This is a genomic window from Streptomyces sp. MP131-18, assembly GCF_001984575.1.
Classification (GTDB): domain Bacteria; phylum Actinomycetota; class Actinomycetes; order Streptomycetales; family Streptomycetaceae; genus Streptomyces; species Streptomyces johnsoniae.
In genome coordinates this window covers 2,683,883-2,700,395 of the sequence record NZ_LZNS01000001.1, presented here as the reverse complement: position 1 = coordinate 2,700,395, position 16,513 = coordinate 2,683,883, and the positions used below count along the sequence as shown (strand labels likewise).

Annotated in this window: 15 protein-coding genes; 6 read left to right on the top strand and 9 right to left on the bottom strand. The window is 72.5% G+C overall.

The annotated features are described in order from the left end of the window. The first annotated feature begins 3 nt into the window (after positions 1 to 3). Positions 4 to 384, top strand: coding sequence for a helix-turn-helix domain-containing protein (locus STBA_RS11820; protein WP_077059213.1), 381 nt, complete (start codon positions 4 to 6; stop codon positions 382 to 384). Here the strand turns inward: STBA_RS11820 and STBA_RS11815 are convergent. Then, complete coding sequence (locus STBA_RS11815; protein WP_077059212.1) at positions 374 to 1,615, bottom strand: CehA/McbA family metallohydrolase; 1,242 nt, start codon at positions 1,613 to 1,615, stop codon at positions 374 to 376. The two genes, STBA_RS11820 and STBA_RS11815, sit on opposite strands and share 11 nt — an antisense overlap. A gap of 213 nt (positions 1,616 to 1,828) precedes the next feature. On the opposite strand from STBA_RS11815, the gene htpG reads away from it, so the two are divergent. After that, positions 1,829 to 3,763, top strand: coding sequence for a molecular chaperone HtpG (htpG, locus tag STBA_RS11810; RefSeq protein ID WP_077059211.1), 1,935 nt, complete (start codon positions 1,829 to 1,831; stop codon positions 3,761 to 3,763). Positions 3,764 to 3,827: 64 nt separating this feature from the next. Then, the gene (locus tag STBA_RS11805) at positions 3,828 to 4,115 is read left to right on the top strand and encodes a hypothetical protein (protein ID WP_077059210.1); all 288 of its coding nucleotides are present in this window, start codon (positions 3,828 to 3,830) and stop codon (positions 4,113 to 4,115) included. A gap of 62 nt (positions 4,116 to 4,177) precedes the next feature. On the opposite strand, the gene STBA_RS11800 is transcribed toward STBA_RS11805, so the two are convergent. After that, positions 4,178 to 5,071 carry an NAD(P)-binding domain-containing protein gene (locus STBA_RS11800; RefSeq protein ID WP_077059209.1) on the bottom strand — a complete coding sequence of 298 codons (894 nt, stop codon included), beginning with the start codon at positions 5,069 to 5,071 and terminating at the stop codon, positions 4,178 to 4,180. Between the two features lie 128 nt (positions 5,072 to 5,199). After that, the gene (locus tag STBA_RS11795; RefSeq protein ID WP_077059208.1) at positions 5,200 to 5,577 is read right to left on the bottom strand and encodes a nuclear transport factor 2 family protein; all 378 of its coding nucleotides are present in this window, start codon (positions 5,575 to 5,577) and stop codon (positions 5,200 to 5,202) included. A gap of 197 nt (positions 5,578 to 5,774) precedes the next feature. On the opposite strand from STBA_RS11795, the gene STBA_RS11790 reads away from it, so the two are divergent. Next, the gene (locus tag STBA_RS11790) at positions 5,775 to 6,623 is read left to right on the top strand and encodes a universal stress protein (RefSeq protein ID WP_077059207.1); all 849 of its coding nucleotides are present in this window, start codon (positions 5,775 to 5,777) and stop codon (positions 6,621 to 6,623) included. Positions 6,624 to 6,654: 31 nt separating this feature from the next. On the opposite strand, the gene STBA_RS11785 is transcribed toward STBA_RS11790, so the two are convergent. From STBA_RS11785 to STBA_RS11765, 5 genes are all read right to left on the bottom strand, one after another. Then, entirely contained in the window at positions 6,655 to 8,391 is a 1,737-nt protein-coding gene (locus STBA_RS11785) for a cellulase family glycosylhydrolase (protein WP_171987688.1), read from the bottom strand. A 316-nt stretch (positions 8,392 to 8,707) separates the two neighbouring features. After that, positions 8,708 to 10,315, bottom strand: coding sequence for an RICIN domain-containing protein (locus STBA_RS11780; RefSeq protein WP_077059206.1), 1,608 nt, complete (start codon positions 10,313 to 10,315; stop codon positions 8,708 to 8,710). A 297-nt stretch (positions 10,316 to 10,612) separates the two neighbouring features. Continuing rightward, on the bottom strand, positions 10,613 to 11,485 hold the full coding sequence (locus STBA_RS11775; RefSeq protein WP_171987687.1) for a class I SAM-dependent methyltransferase: 873 nt from the start codon (positions 11,483 to 11,485) through the stop codon (positions 10,613 to 10,615). Positions 11,486 to 11,748: 263 nt separating this feature from the next. Continuing rightward, complete coding sequence (locus tag STBA_RS11770; RefSeq protein ID WP_077059204.1) at positions 11,749 to 11,949, bottom strand: hypothetical protein; 201 nt, start codon at positions 11,947 to 11,949, stop codon at positions 11,749 to 11,751. Continuing rightward, the gene (locus tag STBA_RS11765) at positions 11,925 to 12,701 is read right to left on the bottom strand and encodes an SAM-dependent methyltransferase (protein WP_077059203.1); all 777 of its coding nucleotides are present in this window, start codon (positions 12,699 to 12,701) and stop codon (positions 11,925 to 11,927) included. Before STBA_RS11765 ends, STBA_RS11770 begins: the two co-directional genes overlap by 25 nt. Before the next feature lie 123 nt (positions 12,702 to 12,824). Here STBA_RS11765 and STBA_RS11760 point away from each other — a divergent pair, with 123 nt between their 5' ends. Continuing rightward, positions 12,825 to 13,967, top strand: coding sequence for a helix-turn-helix domain-containing protein (locus STBA_RS11760; RefSeq protein WP_079251862.1), 1,143 nt, complete (start codon positions 12,825 to 12,827; stop codon positions 13,965 to 13,967). Here the strand turns inward: STBA_RS11760 and STBA_RS11755 are convergent. Next, positions 13,939 to 14,868, bottom strand: coding sequence for an alpha/beta hydrolase (locus tag STBA_RS11755; RefSeq protein ID WP_077059201.1), 930 nt, complete (start codon positions 14,866 to 14,868; stop codon positions 13,939 to 13,941). The genes STBA_RS11760 and STBA_RS11755 overlap by 29 nt on opposite strands. A gap of 316 nt (positions 14,869 to 15,184) precedes the next feature. On the opposite strand from STBA_RS11755, the gene STBA_RS11750 reads away from it, so the two are divergent. After that, complete coding sequence (locus STBA_RS11750; RefSeq protein ID WP_077059200.1) at positions 15,185 to 16,489, top strand: SGNH/GDSL hydrolase family protein; 1,305 nt, start codon at positions 15,185 to 15,187, stop codon at positions 16,487 to 16,489. The last annotated feature ends 24 nt before the right edge of the window (positions 16,490 to 16,513 follow it).

Genomic DNA, 16,513 nt, shown 5'->3' with positions numbered 1-16,513 from the left:
CACATGCCGTGTCCACCTCACCGCGACGAGAGCCGGCGCGCCGCCTACCACTATGCGGTGGAGCTGATCGGGCGGCGCTGGAACGGGGCGATCCTGTGGGTGCTGCTCGGCGGGCCGCGGAGGTTCGGGGAGATCGCCGCCGCCGTGCCAGGGGTGAGCGACCGGATGCTCGCCAACCGGCTGCGGGAGCTTGCCTCCGAACGGCTCGTCGCCCGCGTCGTGACCGCCCGCATGCCGGTGCTGGTGACCTACGAACTGACGCCGATGGGGCGGGACCTGGAGCCCGTCGTCGAGGCCATCGGCCGCTGGGCCGAGCGGTGGGCCCCGGCCGGCGCGCCGCCCGGGCGCGGCGGTCAGGGCCGGGGCCGTTCCCTCAGGCCGTGAGCCACCAGGGGCTCGTGTAGGCGACGCCCCAGTCGTTGCACGGGTGCCCGTCGGGGCCCGGGGTGCCGTTGGCCTGCGCCGGGTCGGAGACGCGCAGCACGACCCAGGTGCCGTCGTCCGCGGTCAGCGGAACGGTGAACTCCGTCAGGCGCCCCGACTGCGTCTCGATCACGTCCACCACCGCCGGCGCGTCGCTGCCCGGCCGCAGTACCTGGATGTTCAGCGGCTTGCCGGCCCAGTCGGGACCGCGGTCCAGGTCCACCACGAACGTGATGTCCCCGGCGGCCACCGGCAGCGTTCCGCCCATGCGCACGCCGCCCGCCGTCGCGTCCAGGCGCAGCCCGGAGAGGCGGGTGGCGAAGAAACGGCGGGCGCGCATCGCCTCGAACACGCCCGCGCGGGTGTTCTCGGTGACCCACAGGCCGCTGCGGCCCTTGCCCTCGGGGAAGCCCCAGTCCGTGCCGTGCTCGTCGGTCACGCCGGTGAGCCCGGTGCGCCAGCCCGCGTTCAGGCAGGCGACCAGCGGGGAGGGGCGGCCGTCGGACCAGCCCTCGAAGAGGTAGTCGTCGGTGCGGTTGAACATCTCCAGGCCGACCATCTGCTCCTGCGCCGCGGCCTCGTGGGCGAAGTCGTCGAAGCGCAGGAGCTCGCGGCCGGGATGGTTGAAGCTCGCGACGGCCGAACGGCTGCCGAGCCAGTCGAAGAAGCCGCCCATCGAACCCGCCCCGAGCAGGTCCACCCAGTCCTCGGTGAACCAGACGTTCGCGTGCCCGAGCAGCGGGTGCGACCACTCGAAGCCGCGGATGGCGGTGTAGTGGCCGGGGTCGTCGGCCGCGTCGGCCAGTGCGCCGGTGCGCGACCACTCGGCGGAGCTGAGTCCCTCCACCGAGAACAGCGTGCTGTGGTCGGTCAGCGCGGCGACGTCGAGGCCCGCGTCCCGCATCGACGCGAACGCCAGCTCGGGATCGCCGTCCCCGTCGGACATCACGGTGTGGTTGTGCATGTCGGCGTGGACCAGGGTGGTGGCCGGCGGATGGTGCAGCCGGGAGGCTCGCGCGGCGCCGGCCGTGGCGGCGGTGGTCCTGGTGGCGGCCGCGCCTCCGGCGGCGGCCGCCCGCGTGCCACCGGCGGCCGCGGCGGCGATCAGCAGCCCGCCCGCGGCACCGAGCATGGCGCGGCGACCCGGGGCGGCGAGACCGGGGCCGTGGTGTGGATGCGTATGTCTGCCCATGCCCCGCCACTTCACCACCATGACAAGAACACGCCAATAACCCTTCGCCACCCCCGGTTGAACACCCCAGGTCACGGGCCCGGCCGGGTCCGTGTGCCCCGCCGCCGCGCCACTCGGCATACCATCACGGGGGCAGGCAGCCCGGGGGCCCGCGACGCGCATGGAGCGCTCGGCCCCCGCCAACAAGCCACACGGGTGAGGGAATTCACGACCATGCCGACCGAGACGTTCGAGTTCCAGGTAGAGGCGCGACAGCTCCTCCACATGATGATCCACTCGATCTACTCGAACAAAGACGTGTTCCTGCGCGAGCTGATCTCCAACGCGTCCGACGCGCTGGACAAGCTCCGCATCGAGGCACTCCGCGACGACACGCTGAACGCCGACGTGTCCGACCTGCACATCGCCATCGAGGCCGATACGGACGCCAGGACGCTGACCATCCGTGACAACGGTGTCGGGATGTCGCACGACGAGGTGGTGCAGCTGATCGGCACCATCGCGAAGTCCGGCACCGCCGAGTTCCTCCAGCAGATGAAGCAGGCCGAGAACACCGCCGCGGCGGAAGGGCTCATCGGGCAGTTCGGCGTCGGCTTCTACTCCAGCTTCATGGTCGCCGACGAGGTGACGCTGCTGACCCGCCGCGCGGGGGAGACCACCGGCACCCGCTGGGCGTCCACCGGCGAGGGCACCTACACCCTCGAAACGGTCGACGAGGCGCCCCAGGGCACGTCGGTCCTCCTGCGGCTCAAACCGGAGGACACCGAGGACAAGGTCTTCGACTACACGGACCCGGCCAAGATCAGGGAGATCGTCAAGCGGTACTCCGACTTCATCACGTGGCCCATCAGGCTGGCCACGCGGGCGCCCGCGGCAGCGGAGCCGCCGGAGCAGGAGAACGACGAGGCCGGGGACCGGCCCGAGCCCGAGACGCTGAACTCGCGCAAGGCCCTGTGGGCGCGATCCAGGGACGAGGTCTCCGACGAGGAGTACCACGAGCTGTACAAGCACATCAGCCACGACTGGGCCGATCCGCTGGAGATCATCCAGATGCGGGCGGAGGGCACGTTCGAGTACCAGGCGCTGCTGTTCCTCCCCTCGCACCCGCCGCGCGACATCTTCTCGCAGGACAACAAGCGGGGCGTGCAGCTCTACGTGAAGCGCGTCCTCATCATGGAGGACTGCGAGGCGCTGGTCCCCGAGTACCTGCGCTTCGTCAAGGGCGTCGTCGACGCGGCCGACCTCTCGCTCAACGTCTCCCGCGAAATCCTCCAGCAGGACCGCCAGATCCAGCTCATGCACCGCAGGCTGGCCAAGAAGGTGCTGTCCACCATCAGGGAGATGAAGGCGAACCGGCCCGAGAACTACGCGTCGTTCTGGCGGGAGTTCGGGCGCGTCGTCAAGGAGGGGCTGCTCAGCGACTTCGACAACCGGGACACCATCCTCGGGATCTCCTCGTTCGCCACGACGCACGACGCGGAGCGGCCGACCGGCCTCCAGGAGTACATCGAGCGCATGAAGGAGGGGCAGCAGCACATCTTCTACATGACCGGCGAATCCCGCTCCGCCATCGAGCGCTCGCCGCACATGGAGGTCTTCCGGGACAAGGGCCTGGAAGTGCTGCTCCTCACCGACCCGGTCGACGAGGTGTGGGTCGGGTCGGTGCCCGAGTACCAGGGCAGGGAGCTGCGCTCCATCGCCAAGGGCGAGCCCGAGCTCGGCACCGAGGAGGACACGGAGGAGGCCAAGGCCGACCGGGAGCAGCAGCGGGAGGAGTACGCCGCGCTGCTGAAGTGGATGACGGAACGGCTCGGCGAGGACGTGAAGGACGTGCGGCTCTCCTCGCGCCTCACCGTCTCCCCGGCCTGCGTCGTCTCGGACACGGGCGATGTGACGCCCGCCCTCCAGAACCTGTACCGCGCCATGGGACAGGACGTGCCCGCGGGCAAGCGCATCCTGGAGCTGAACGCGGGACACTCCCTCGTCGAGGGCCTCCGCCGCGCCCACGCCGAACGGCCGTCCGACCCGGCTCTGCCCGGCACGGCCGAACTGCTCTACGGCATGGCCCTGCTGGCGGAAGGCAGCCAGATCAACGATCCGGCCCGCTTCACCCAGCTCCTGGCCGAACGCCTGGAACGCACCCTGTAACCGCCGTCCGGGCCTGCCCCGTTGCCGCCGCCCCTTCGAACACCGACCCGCACAGGAGACGACCGTGGACCTGTCACCCGCCATGGCCGCAGCCGTCGGCCGTGCGGTCGGCAAGGGGCGGCGGCCCGACCTGCTGTCCGCGATCTCGGCCCTCGACGGGGCCGTCTTCGGCACGCAGAATCCCGATCGCATGACGGCGGCCATCGTCCTCCTCTATCTGGGAGGCATGGAGATCGACGCCATCGTGCGGCTGGCCGGGACCGACTGGCGCGACCTCCTGGTCGCCGCCGGTCTCGAACACCGGGACTGGCCGGATGTCATGGCCGAGCGGCTCGGCGTCCGCCCCGCCTGACCCCGCCACCGGCGGGGCCGGGCGGGCCAGGCGGGGCAAAGCAGGGCCGGGCGGGCCGGACCCTAAGGCATCGCGGCGGGCCGGAAGGACTCGAAGATGCTGGAGAAGCCCTGCTCGCCCAGGCCCTGCCCGATCCGCCGGTCGATGAGCCGCTTGACGTGGCGCAGCCGCTCGGCGTCCACGCCCCGCGACGCGCGCGCCTCCACCAGGCGCCCGGAGATGACCTCGTGATCCACGAGCCGGCCGAACGTCTCGGGGTCGTAGCGGCCGGTCTCCACCTCCGTGGCCAGGGCGCCGAAGTGCTGCACCAGATCGTCGACGATCTTTCCCGCGGCCGAGGCGAACGACCCGACGGGCAGGCCCTCGGCACCGATCATGGCCAGGGTGTGGAGGTAGCCGATCCACAGCTCGTAGACCAGACCGAGCAGCGCCAGGTCGAACAGGGCGGGCAGGGCGTGGTCGGCGCCCAGGAAACGGGTGTCGGGGCCGAAGACCCGCAGGGTCTCCTCGTGGGCGCGGAACAGCGGCTCGCGGCCCGCGTACATCAGCAGCGCCTCGGGCCGGCCGATGATGTGCGCGCCGGCCTGGATGGCACCGTCGAGGTAGTCCAGGCCCCGCGCCGCCGCCCGCGCCGCGGCGTCCCGCGCCTCCTCCGGGCTGCTGGTCGTCAGATTGACGACCACCCGGCCGGACGCGGGGTCGATCGCGTCGAGCACGGTCCGCGCGGCCGGGGCGTCCCGCACGCACAGAATCAGCAGCCGGGAGGCCGCCGCCGCCTCGGCGACGTCCCCGGCGTGGACGGCACCGAGGGCGGTCAGGGCCTCGGCCTTGGCGGACGTGCGGTTCCAGACGGTGACGGGGTGGCCCGCCTTCAGCAGGGCCTCGGCCAGGGCCGCGCCCATCTGGCCGGTGCCGAGCACCGTCACCGGCTGCGGGTGGGAAGCGATGTCGGTCATGGTGGTGCATCCGATCTGCCGGGTCAGGGGCCCGCCGACGGGCCCCGCGTAGGTGCCCCCAGCGTGCGGCCCGCCGCTTCCGGTCCGCTTCGGATTCGCTCACGGTCCCCCTGCGGCCGGGCCCCCGGTCATATCCGCTGCACGTAGGCGGCGCGCCACTCCGGCGCGGGGTCGGCACCGGGACTGGTCCAGTACTCCCGGCCCCTGACCACCTTCCCGTCCGCGACCGTCCAGAACGACGCCGCTCGGAACAACCCCGCCGCCTCGTGCGGGACCTCCACCTCGGAGACGACCTCCGCACCGTCCGCGACGATGCGCAGGACCCGGATCGACCACCCTTCCGGATACTCCGCGTTGACCGCCACGACATTGTCGCGGCCCACGATCCGCTCGCCGCTGACCGGCCACTCGACCACCACGTCCTCGGCCAGCAGCTCCCCGACTCCGGCCCAGTCCCGCGCCTGCATGCGCGCCCACAATTCCTGCACGATCTCGTAGGACTCCATGGCGCAAGACTGCCAGTCGGCACTGACAGTCGGCGGCGGCCGCCCGCCGCCGCCCCGCGGGACCGCCGTGCCTCCGCCGCGATCGGGCCCGCGGTCGTTACGCTCGCCGCACCGACCGGCCGCCCAGGGACCTCTGAGCAGCCCGCGTGCGGCCGGCCCGCCCGCGAGCCGCCGGGGGAGCCCGGAGAGAGGACGCCATGCCAAGCCCGGTTGTAGTGGGGATCGACGGATCACCGGAGAGCCTGGCCGCCGCCGCGTGGGCCGCCGACGAGGCGGAACGCCGTCAGTCGCCCCTGAGCCTGCTCAACGCCTGGGCCGTCCCGGCCGCCGCGTACCCCGTCGGCGTCCTCCCCGAGACGTCCAGGCGGGACGCCGCGGAGGATCTGGTCGGCCGCACCCGCGAGGATCTCGCCACCCGCCACCCGGGGCTGCGCATCGAGGCCCGCGCCGTCGCCGAACGGCCGGTCACCGCGCTGGTCGACGCGGCGGCCGGGGCCGGTCTGCTGGCCGTCGGCTCCCGCGGCCTCGGCGTCATCGGCGGCTTCCTGCTCGGCTCGATCAGCTCGCACGTGGTGGCCCACGCGCCCTGCCCCGTCGTCGCCGTCCGCGCCGCCCCGCCCGCGGAGGCCACCGAGATCGTGCTCGGACTGAAGCGCACCGGGGAACCCGCGGGCGCACTCGTCGACTTCGCGTTCGGCGTCGCCGCGCGCCGGCGGCTCCCCCTGCACGTCGTGCACGCCTGGCCCGCCCCGACACCGCTGGTGTCCCGCCACCGGGCCGTGCCGCGCGACCACGCCGGCCCGGACGACGCCCTGGTGCGCGACCTCGCCGCGGCGCTCGCCCCGTGGTGCACCCGCCACCCGGACGTCACCGTGCGCGAGACCCTGGAGCCGGGGAACGCGGCCGAGGCTCTCCTGGGCCCGGCCGCCGGGGCCGAGCTGATCGTGGTCGGGCGCCGCAGCACCCGCGGCCCGCGCCTGGGCGGCGTCGCGAACGCCCTGCTGCACCACTCGCCCGCCCCGGTCGCCGTCGTCCCGCACGACTGACCGCGCCCGGGGTTCCGCGGCGGGCGGGTCGTCAGGCCGGGGTGCCGGTCACCGTGGTGCCGGTGCGGGTGACGTGGTAAGTCGCGGTCGTTCCGCTCCAGTAATGGAACGTCAGCGTCACGCGGGACCCGTCGTCGACCTCGGCGAAGAACTCGGGCGTCAGGGTGGTGGCGCCCGCCGCGTAGTCCGGGGCGAACGCCTGGTCGAATTCCTTGAAGGACGTCCAGTCGTGCGGGCCCGCGTTGGTCCCGTCGTCGTACGTCGCCTCCATGGTGGCCAGCTGGTCGCCGCGGAAGTCGGTGGGGATCGCGAAGGAACTCGTCGTGCCGGTGGCGGCGTCCAGGGCCGGCGGGTCGTAGGTGACCAGGTTGATCCGCCACGGCACGCCCTGCGAGAAGTGCGCGGACAGCACCGCGTTCGTGCCGTACTCGCGCGAGCCGGAGAGCCGGGTGAGCAGGTCCGCGGTGAGCGTGAGCCGGTCGCCCTCCACCACGTAGTCCGTCCCCGGCGTCAGCTCGGTGTCCCCGTGGCGCAGACCGGTGAACGTGGTGCCGTTGGTGTTCAGCGTGAGCGTCTTGTCGGTGACGGCCTCGGAACGTGCGCTGAACACCAGGTCGGACGACGCCGTGCCCGACCTGGTCGTCCAGCTGGATTCGATCTGCCCGAACAATTCCGGGTCGTTCCACTCGAATCCGGTCCGCTGGAAGTGCTGGCCGTTGTCCCACAGCATGGTGGTGATGTTCTTGGTGCGGGCATAATGCCCGAGGAATTCGAAGAACTTCAGCTTTTCGCCCTGCTGAATGGTGCCGGTGTGCCGGTCGAATCCGAGCAGGCCGTACTCGCCGAGGACGACCGGGATGCCGCGCGCGACCAGGGTGGTGTGGACGCGGTCGAACGCCTCGGTGAGGTCCGCCCGCGCGGTCTCGTCGAAGTGGGTACCGCCCGCCACGTTCACGCTGAACGGCCAGTAGCCGTAGTAGTGCACCGTCGCGATGAGGTTCGGGTCGTCGAGGGCGTCGAACGTGGTGACCAGCTCGTCGAGCCGCGCCTGGTCGGCCGAGGTGTGCAGGGTCGGCAGGACGAGCAGGCGGGCGGCGTTGCCGCCGCCGGAGTCGCGCACGATCCCGTGGAACGAGGTGTTCAGCTCGTGGAGCAGCTCCGCGTTCTCGGCGTCGCCCGAACTGCCGGTGAACTGGGGCTCGTTCACGCTCTCGAACATCAGCTTGGGCGAGGCGTCGCGGAACGCGGCGGCGAGCTGCGTCCAGAGGGCGTCGTAGCGGGCGAGCACGCCGGCGCGGTCGGCCGGCATGTCTGCGATCCACTCCCAGGAGTCGTGGTGGACGTTGAGCATGACGTAGAAGCCGTCCTCCAGGGCCCAGCCGACCACTTCCTGCACGCGCTCCAGGTACGCCGCGTCGATGGCGTGGTCAGGTGCGGGGCCCTGGTGCTGCCCCCAGGTCACGGGGATGCGGATGCTGTTGAACCCCTGCGCCCTGACGTTGTCCAGCAGCTCCTCGGTGATGCGCGGGTTGCCCCACGAGGTCTCGTCCTCGCCGGTGGCGTCCAGCGAGTTGCCGAGGTTCCAGCCGGGCTGCATCGCCGCGACCGCGTCCACCGCGTCCCGCGGGGCGGCCGGGGCCGTGGGGGCGGTCGCCCCGGCCGTGCCCGCGGTGGCGAGGCCGAGGACCGCGAGCAGCGCGGCGAGGCCGCCCGCGATCAGGCCGGTGAACCGGCGAATCGTTCCAGGACTGCCGCGACGGCCGGCCATGACGCACCTCGTCATTACGTGAAAGGGGTGGGGGAATAGCCGGACGCATTCGCCGGCCGGGCGGGGCGGCGCGTCCCGGCACTGCCCCGCCGTGATGGTGGCAGCGTCTCGTCACCGAATCAAGAGCGGCGACAGAATTCGATTGGCCCCTTATCAGGGGCCGCTTATTCGATGGCGTTTCCTGATGGCCGGGCGGCGCGGTATTCGCTGTTCACGGCCGTCGAATGGAATTCGACGGTCATGGTCCGAACGCGCGCGCCGCCGTCGTACGGCGGCCCCGCCCCGCGCGGGGCGGGGCCGCCCTCGCCGTCCTGCCTCAGCAGGTCGAACGGCTGGTGTTGTTGAGGGTCAGGTTGCGGTACGTGATGTTCGTGCCGCAGGGACTCTCCCTGAGCGACGTGTTGTTCAGCGTCATGTTCTGGAGGGTGATGTCACGGTTGCCGGGGAACTCGGAACGGGCCGCCAGCCGCACCTCACCGCCGCCGCTGACCGTGCCGCTCTGGCCCGCGATGGTCACGTTGTAGCAGTTCTCGATCAGGATGCTGTTGTTGCCGGTGTTCGTCAGCGTGACCCGGTCGATGACGGCTCCGCCGCTCTCGGAGACGCAGAACACTCCGCGCCCGCCGCCGCGGGCGATGACCTCGCCGACGCGGATGTTGGTCGGGTAGCTGTCGCCGACGCGGCCGTTCCTGTTGGCCATGCGGAAGGCCGCGTACCCGGTGCCGGTGCCGGTGTTGTCCGCGTCGACCCGCGTGATATTGGCGTTGATCGTGTCGTTGAGCAGCAGTCCCGAGTAGCCGACGTTGCGCGCCGTGACGGTGCCGACGGTCAGACCGTCCACGCCGTAGGTCTCCACGCCGTGGTTGGAGGTGCCGGAAACGTAAACGTTGTCGATGCGGATGTTGCGCGAACGCACGGAGCGGTCACCGTGGTTGTCGATGCGGATGCCGAGCCCGCTGGACACCCGGAGATCGATCTGGCCGAGCACCACGTCGGTGACGTTGCGCATGAAGATCCCGTACAGCGGGGAGCCGGTCACGTTCAGGTGCCCGACCTCGACGTTGGTGGTGCCGCGGGAGTAGATCGGCGCCTGGTCACCCGAGCCGGAGCCGGTGACGTTGATGGTGCCGCACACATCGATCGCCGTGTGGCTGGGCAGCGACACCCGGGTCCCGGCGCTGATCGAGCCGGAACCCCGCACGACCACGCGTTCCTTGGACGAACGGTTCGGCGTCAGGCTGTTGATCGCCGCCTGCATGGCGTCCCGCATACTGCTGCCGGTGTAGACGGTGCCGCCGTTCCTGCGGGCCGTCCAGGTGCTGCCGCTGAGCGTCGCCTCCGCGTGGTAGGTCCCGGAGCCGCAGTCGGCGCTGCTGCCGCCGACCGGGACCAGCGCCCACTGCTGGTTGGCGCCGTCCAGGTCGGTGAACTGCGATACCCGCGCGCCGTCCTCGGTGGACCACTCCCACACCTCAAGCGCCTTGCCGCTGTTCCGGTTGATGAGCTGGATGTAGCCGTCGCCCGCGTCGGTGACGGAGAACTGCTGGTTCGCGGTGTTGCCGTCGGTCCACTGCTGGACGTTCGCGCCGTCCGCGGTCGACCATTCGGAGATGTCGAGCACCTTGCCGCTGTGGCGTGATCTCAGCCGGTACTGGCCCGAGCCGGAGTCGACGAACTGCCACTGCTGCCAGGCGCCGTCGTTCCGCGGCCACTGCACGATGCCGGCGCCGTCCTCGGTGGCGAGGTTGTACACGTCGAGCGCCTTGCCGCTGTGCCGGTTGACCAGGACGTACCACGTGCCGGTGTCGATCTCGGCCGCGTGCGCGCGCGGCGCGGGCAGGGCGACGAGGGACGCCCCGGCCATCATCGCGACCAGCAGGGCGGCGAGCAGCCCTCGCAGGCTGCTCACACTTCGGAGAAACATGGCGGCTCCTTAGGACTGGAACGTTTCAGTGCGGGATCGCCCGGAGGCCACGCCGTGGTGAATCGATTCATGTCCGGGGCGTGTGCCGCTCGGGCGAGGCGTACATTGGGAGCGCTCCCAGAGCGGCTGGAACGTACCACCGTGATCATGCTCAGGACAAGAAGCGTGCGGCTTCCGTTCGGCAGGACTCCGCGGCAGGGGCCCGCCCTCACTCGCGTCCAGCCCTACTGAACCGGAGCTTCGTATGCAGCTGTGTGCGGGAATTCCGGGCTTGCGCGAGCGGTCTGACCAGGTGGCTCAACTTGACGCTTGAACTGCCGACTGTTCGGCGATGATGAGCAGGTGGCCGGCCATGCCGTGGATGGATGGGTCGCCGGCGGTTGTATAAGCGAGATCGAGCAGTCGCCGGTAGGCGTCGGGGTCTCTTTGGGCCAAGGCGGCAACCTCGGTTTGAGCCCAGGCCAGGACGCCCTGCGACGCGATCAGGCGCCGCACACGGAAGCCGTGAAGCTCGAAGAACGGTGTGACCTGGTCGGGGCGGGTGAGGTAACCGCCGGTGAAGCGCCCGGGCCGCGGGTTGTCATAGCGGCCTTCGTTCAGGATGCGGTCGGCCGCACCGGTCGTGAAGCTGGCGGACCCATGTTCCAGCACGGTGGAGACCAGGCGCATGTAAGGCGGCATCATTGTCACGATCAGCAGCCCGCCCGGTCTCAGGACCCGGTGGGCCTCCTGTACGGCCCGACGGCGGTCGGTCTCGGTGGTCAAGTGGTAGAAGGGCCCCAGGCACAGGACGACGTCGAAGGACTCGTCCGGGAACGCGCTTAGGTCCCGCGCGTCGGCCTTCGCGATGGATTCCACGTTCGAGGCCTGCTGCTGAGAAGCATGCGCAACGCGGGTGCGGGCGATGTCCAGCAGCGCGGGAGACAGATCGGTGAGAGTGACCCGGTACCCGCGCCGCGCCAGCCATAGAGTCCACGACCCAGGGCCCCCGCCGTTATCCAGGACCCGCGCGGGAGCGGAGGGCAGGTGCTCCTCAAACGCCCGCGCGTGCAACTCCCGCTCGATGGCGCCGTCAGCGGGCCTGCCCAGCCGCTCCACCTCGCGCTGCGCCGACTGCTCGTAGTAGTCCCGCACAGCGGCGACCGGGTCCGGTTCAGATGCCGTGCTCATGAGCACCATAATCGCAAAACGGACAGTGCGGCAGCACCTCAATAACAGCAACAGCCGCCCCCGCAGACCCGCACTCATTGCTCCTTTCCACCGCTACGACGGTTGACACGCCGAAGGGAGAGTTCGGACACAGCTTCAAAACCGGCCCCTCGGTATCAGCGCAGGTGCCGGGTGGTCGCGGCGACGGGTGACGAGGCTTGTGCCACCGTCCGCGGGTGGTGGTCTCGCTGTCGAGTGGGGTGTGCAGGGGGGCGGTTGGCCATCTAGTGGGCGATGTCGGTGTAGTAGGCGTAGTCGCCGTTGCGGGTGAGGTGGCGGAGTCGGGTGAGGGATTCGGTGACGGCGTGGTCTTCGCCCTGGATGGCGTAGGGGAAGGCGAATTCGAGGGTGGGGTGGGCTCGGCGGCCTGCCGGCAGCGTGCCTACCGCGCCCGGCGGGGTCAGTGCTTGACGGCCAGTCCGCACATGGCGTCCACGGGCTGTTCGTCCTCGAAGACGGGGTGTTCGGGGCGCCAGCGTTCGATGGTGACCACGCCGGGGTCCAGCAGCGTCAGCCCGTCGAAGAAGGCCGTGACCTCCTCGGGGCTGCGCAGCGTGTAGTCGCCGGCCAGGCGCGCGTTGTAGTTGCTGGTGGCCGCGTTGAGCGTGGCGTTGGTGTTGGTGCCGTCGCTGATGGCCAGGTAGCTGCCCGGGGGCAGCGGGGCGATCAGCCGCCGCACGATGTCGGCGGGCCGGTCCTCGTCGGTGATGTGCCCGAGGATGCCGAGCATGGTCACGGCGATGGGCCGGGAGAAGTCGAGCAGCTCGGCCGCCTGTTCCAGGATCGCGTCGGGATCGCGCACGTCCGCGTCGATGTACGCGGTCTCGCCCGCCGGGGTGCTGGTGAGCAGCGCGCGGGCGTGTGCGAGGACCAGCGGATCGTTGTCGACATACACGATCTTGGACTCGGGGGCCACGCGCTGCGCGACCTCGTGGGTGTTGTCCACGGTCGGCAGACCCGTGCCCAGGTCGAGGAACTGGCGTATGCCCGCCTCCCCCGCGAGGAAGCGGACCGCTCTGGACAGGAACATCCGCTGGTACTGCGCGGTGCGCACGATGCCGGGGTAGACGCGCGTGATCTGCTCGCCCGCGTCCTTGTCCGTGGCGTACCAGTCTTTGCCGCCCAGCCAGAAGTTCCACACCCGGGCCGAATGCGCCTTCGAGTTGTCGATCTCCATCTGCTGCCTCCGTCGGCCGTGCTGTTGTGGTCAGCGGAAGCGTAGCCACCCGGGAACGGGCCCCGCGTGCGCGGACGTGTTCGCGGCCTTGTCCTTCCGGGGTCCTTTTCTACACTTGCGGTCGTGAAGGGCTTGCTGCTGCGCCTGTCCTCCCTCGACGCCGACGCGGCCGCCGCGGTGCGGGTGATCGCGCACTTCCAGGCGCTGCTCGGCGCCGGCCGGCTCGATCCGGCGGCTCTGCTGCGTTCCGTCGCCGGTCTGGCCGAATGTCCCGCGGGCCTTGAGCTGGCCGACGGCCGTGCCTTCCGCGCCGGGCCGGACGGCGCCGTCGTGACCGGCCCGCCCGAGCGGGTCTCCGGCGAGGCGGCGCTGCGCCCGGCGGGCCGGGTCTGGCTCGAACGGCCGGGCCCCGCCGGTCCGTTCGACGATCTGGTGCTTGAGTGGCTGGCCATCGCGGCGCATACCGCCCAGCAGCCCTTCCGGGTGGCCGACCCAGCCCTGGTCGAGGTGGTGCTTTCGGCGCGCGAAGCCTTCGCCGACCGGGCCAGGGCGCTGCGCCTGCTCGGCCTCGCGTCCGAACAGCCCCTGCGGGTCGTCGCCGTGACGGGCCCGGGCGACCCCGAGGTAACCGCGCTTGCGCTGCTCGGCCGCGGCGGCGTACCCGGCACCGTCCGCGTCGCGCACGTCGGCGCGTACGGGGTGGCCCTGGTGCAGCGGGCCGCGGCCGGGTCGCCCGCCGCCGAGCTGCGCGCGGCGGTGCGCGGCGCCGTCCGGGCCGGCATCGGCGGTCCGGCCGACGCGCTGGGCGCCGCGGCCTCCTGGGAACAGGCGCTGGCCGCGCTGCGCTTCGCGCAGCCCGGCCCTCCCGCCGACGCGGTGGCCGACCACGACGAGCTGGGCGCGGTGGTCCTGCTGGCCGACGTGCCCGCGGCCCGGCTCGCGGCGCTGCCCGACGTGCGGCGGCTCGCCGGGATCGTGGAACGCGAGGGCGGCGGGCGGCACGTCGCGGCGCTCTCCGCGTTCTGCCGCACCGGCTCGCTGCGTGCGGCGGCGGCCGAACTGCACCTGCACCACAGCTCGGTTGCGGCCCGCCTCGGCCGCGTCGAGGCGGCCACCGGCTGGCGGCTGCGGGAGCCCGGTGACCGGTTCCGCGCCCAACTCGCGCTGCACGCCTGGCGGCTGGCCGCTACCGGCGAACGCGGGCCCGCTGCCGCGCCGTCCGTCACCCCGCCGCCCGTCACCGCGCCGCCCGGCGCAGCACCGTGATCTCCTCCGCCGCCATCCGCCGCGCGACGGCCGCGTGCCGTACGAGCGACGCGCCGTGGAACGTGCCGGGGAACAGGTGCAGTTCCGCGGAGACGCCCGCGGTCAGCAGCGAGCGCGCGTAGTCGATGCCCTCGTCCCGCAGCGGGTCGAACGCCATCACCGCCACGTGCGCCGGGGGCAGGCCCGCCAGGTCGCCCGGCGTCGCCCGCGCCGGGGCGGCCGTCGCCGGCACCCCGGCCGAGCCGGGCATGCCCGCGCCCAGGTAGGCGGCCCAGCTCAGCTCCGCGTTGCGCCGGTTCCACACCGGCGTGTCCGTGAACTGCCGCGCGCTGGGCGTGTCCAGCCGGTCGTCCAGGGCGGGGCTGTCGAGGTACTGGAAGCAGATGCCGGGCCCGCCGCGCTCCCGCGCCAGCATGGCCACCGCCGTCGCCAGGCAGGCGCCCGCGCTGTCCCCGGCCACCACCACCCGTTCCGGATCGGCACCGAGGCGGGCGGCGTTCGCGGCCGTCCAGCACAGCGCGGCGTAGCAGTCCTCCGGCGCGGCCGGGTAGGGGTGTTCCGGCGCGAGCCGGTAGTCGGGGGACACGACGATGCCCGGCAGCGTGCGGCACAGGTGCAGGTTGGCCTCGTGGTCCACGTCGGGGCCGCCCAGGAGGAACCCGCCGCCGTGGATGCGGAGCACGACGGGCAGCGGGTCGCGCGCGGCGGCGGGCCGGTAGAGGCGCAGGGCCGTGCCCGCCTCGCGGACGTCCGTCACCACCACGCCCTCGGTGTCCGCCGCGGCGACCTGGCGGGCCAGCTCGGCCGCCTGCGCGGCCCGCGCGGCGGCCAGGTCGGAGATGTTCACCTCGGGCATCATCGCCAGCGCGGCGGCCAGTTCGGGGTCGAAGGGGTAGCGCATGCGCCCACCGTGGCACCCGCAGAGCGCGCCCGGTACCGGACAGGCGTCGGCGGGGGCGCCCGGGCCGTCCGACAGTCGCGCCGGGCGCGCGCCCGCGCGCCGCGGGCGTCGGGCGCGCCCCGCGCGATGCCCGACGCGCGTCGGATGTGCGCGGCCCGCCGCGCGTGGCACCGTGCTCCGGTGATCCGGCACGGGGCCTGGCGCCTCGCCGCGGACGTTCCGCGCCGGGCCGCCGGTGCGCAGAGCGGCCCCGCGGCTCCCGTGCCGCAGTGCGCCTGCCACCGACACCAGGAAAGGGCCCGCCGCCGTGAAGAGAATGTCCGGGGTGCTCCACCTCGCCGCGTCAGGACTGCTCGCGATCGGCCTGCTGGCCGCCTCCTCCGCCGTCGGGGCCGGGGCGGCCGACGGCGGGGACGCGCGCGGCGGCGCGGGGGACGGGGGGCGGCACTGGGTCCACACCTGGACGGCCATGCCGCAGCTGACCGAGCCGGCGAACATGCCGCCCGAGCCGTTCACCGGCGAGGAGGTGGTGCTCGCCGACGCCACGCTGCGCCAGACCGTCAGGGCCACGATCGGCGGCGACGATCTGCGGCTGCGCTTCTCCAACGCGTTCGGCGGCGCGCCGCTGCCCCTCACCGAGGTGTCGGTGGCGCTGCCGCGGGACGGCCGGGCGGGCTCGGCCGCGATCGAGCCGGGCTCGGCCCGCACGGTCACTTTCCACGAACGGTCCGCCACGACCGTGCCGCCCGGCGCCCACGTGGTCTCGGACCCGCTGCCGTTCCGGGTCCTTCCCGGCACCGACCTGACGGTGACGGTGTACCTGGCCGAGGGGCAGGCGTCGCTCGACATCACCTCCCACCCGGGCTCTCGGACGACGTCCCACCTGCTTGCGGGCAACCACGTCGACGCCGCGGAGCTGCCCGGGGCGACCCCGACGGACCACTGGTACTTCCTGAGCGGCCTTGAGGTCCGCGCGCCGGGCGGCACCGGCGCGGCCGTCGTCGTCGGCGATTCGCTGACGGACGGCAGGGGTTCGACCACCAATATGAACGACCGCTGGCCCGACCAGCTGTTCGACCGCCTCGACTCCCGTCCCGCCACGGCCGGTACCGCCGTTCTCAACCAGGCCGCGGGCGGCAACCGCGTGCTGAACGACGGCCTCGGCCCGAACCTGCTCGCCCGCCTCGACCGCGACGTGCTCGCGGCCAGCGGCGCCGAGTGGCTCGTCGTCTTCCACGGCGTCAACGACATCGGCACGGCGGCGGCGACGCCGGCCGCCCAGGCGGACGTCACCGCCCAACTGCTCGCCGCCTACGACCAGATCGTCACCCGCGCCCACGCCCAGGGCATCCGCGTGTACGGGGCGACGCTGCCGCCGTTCGGCGGCAACGAGATGTACGACGACCCCGCGGGGCTGCGGGCCGAGACGCGGCAGGCCGTGAACACGTGGATACGCGAGGCCGGCCGCTTCGACGCGGTGATCGACTTCGACGCGGCGGTGCGGGACCCGGCCGACCCCGGGCGCCTGCTGCCCGCGGCCGACGTCGGCGACCACCTGCACCTCAACCCGCACGGCTACGGCCTGCTGGCGGACGCGGTTCCGGCCCGGCTGTTCCGCTGAGTTCCCGTTCCCGTTCCCGTTCCC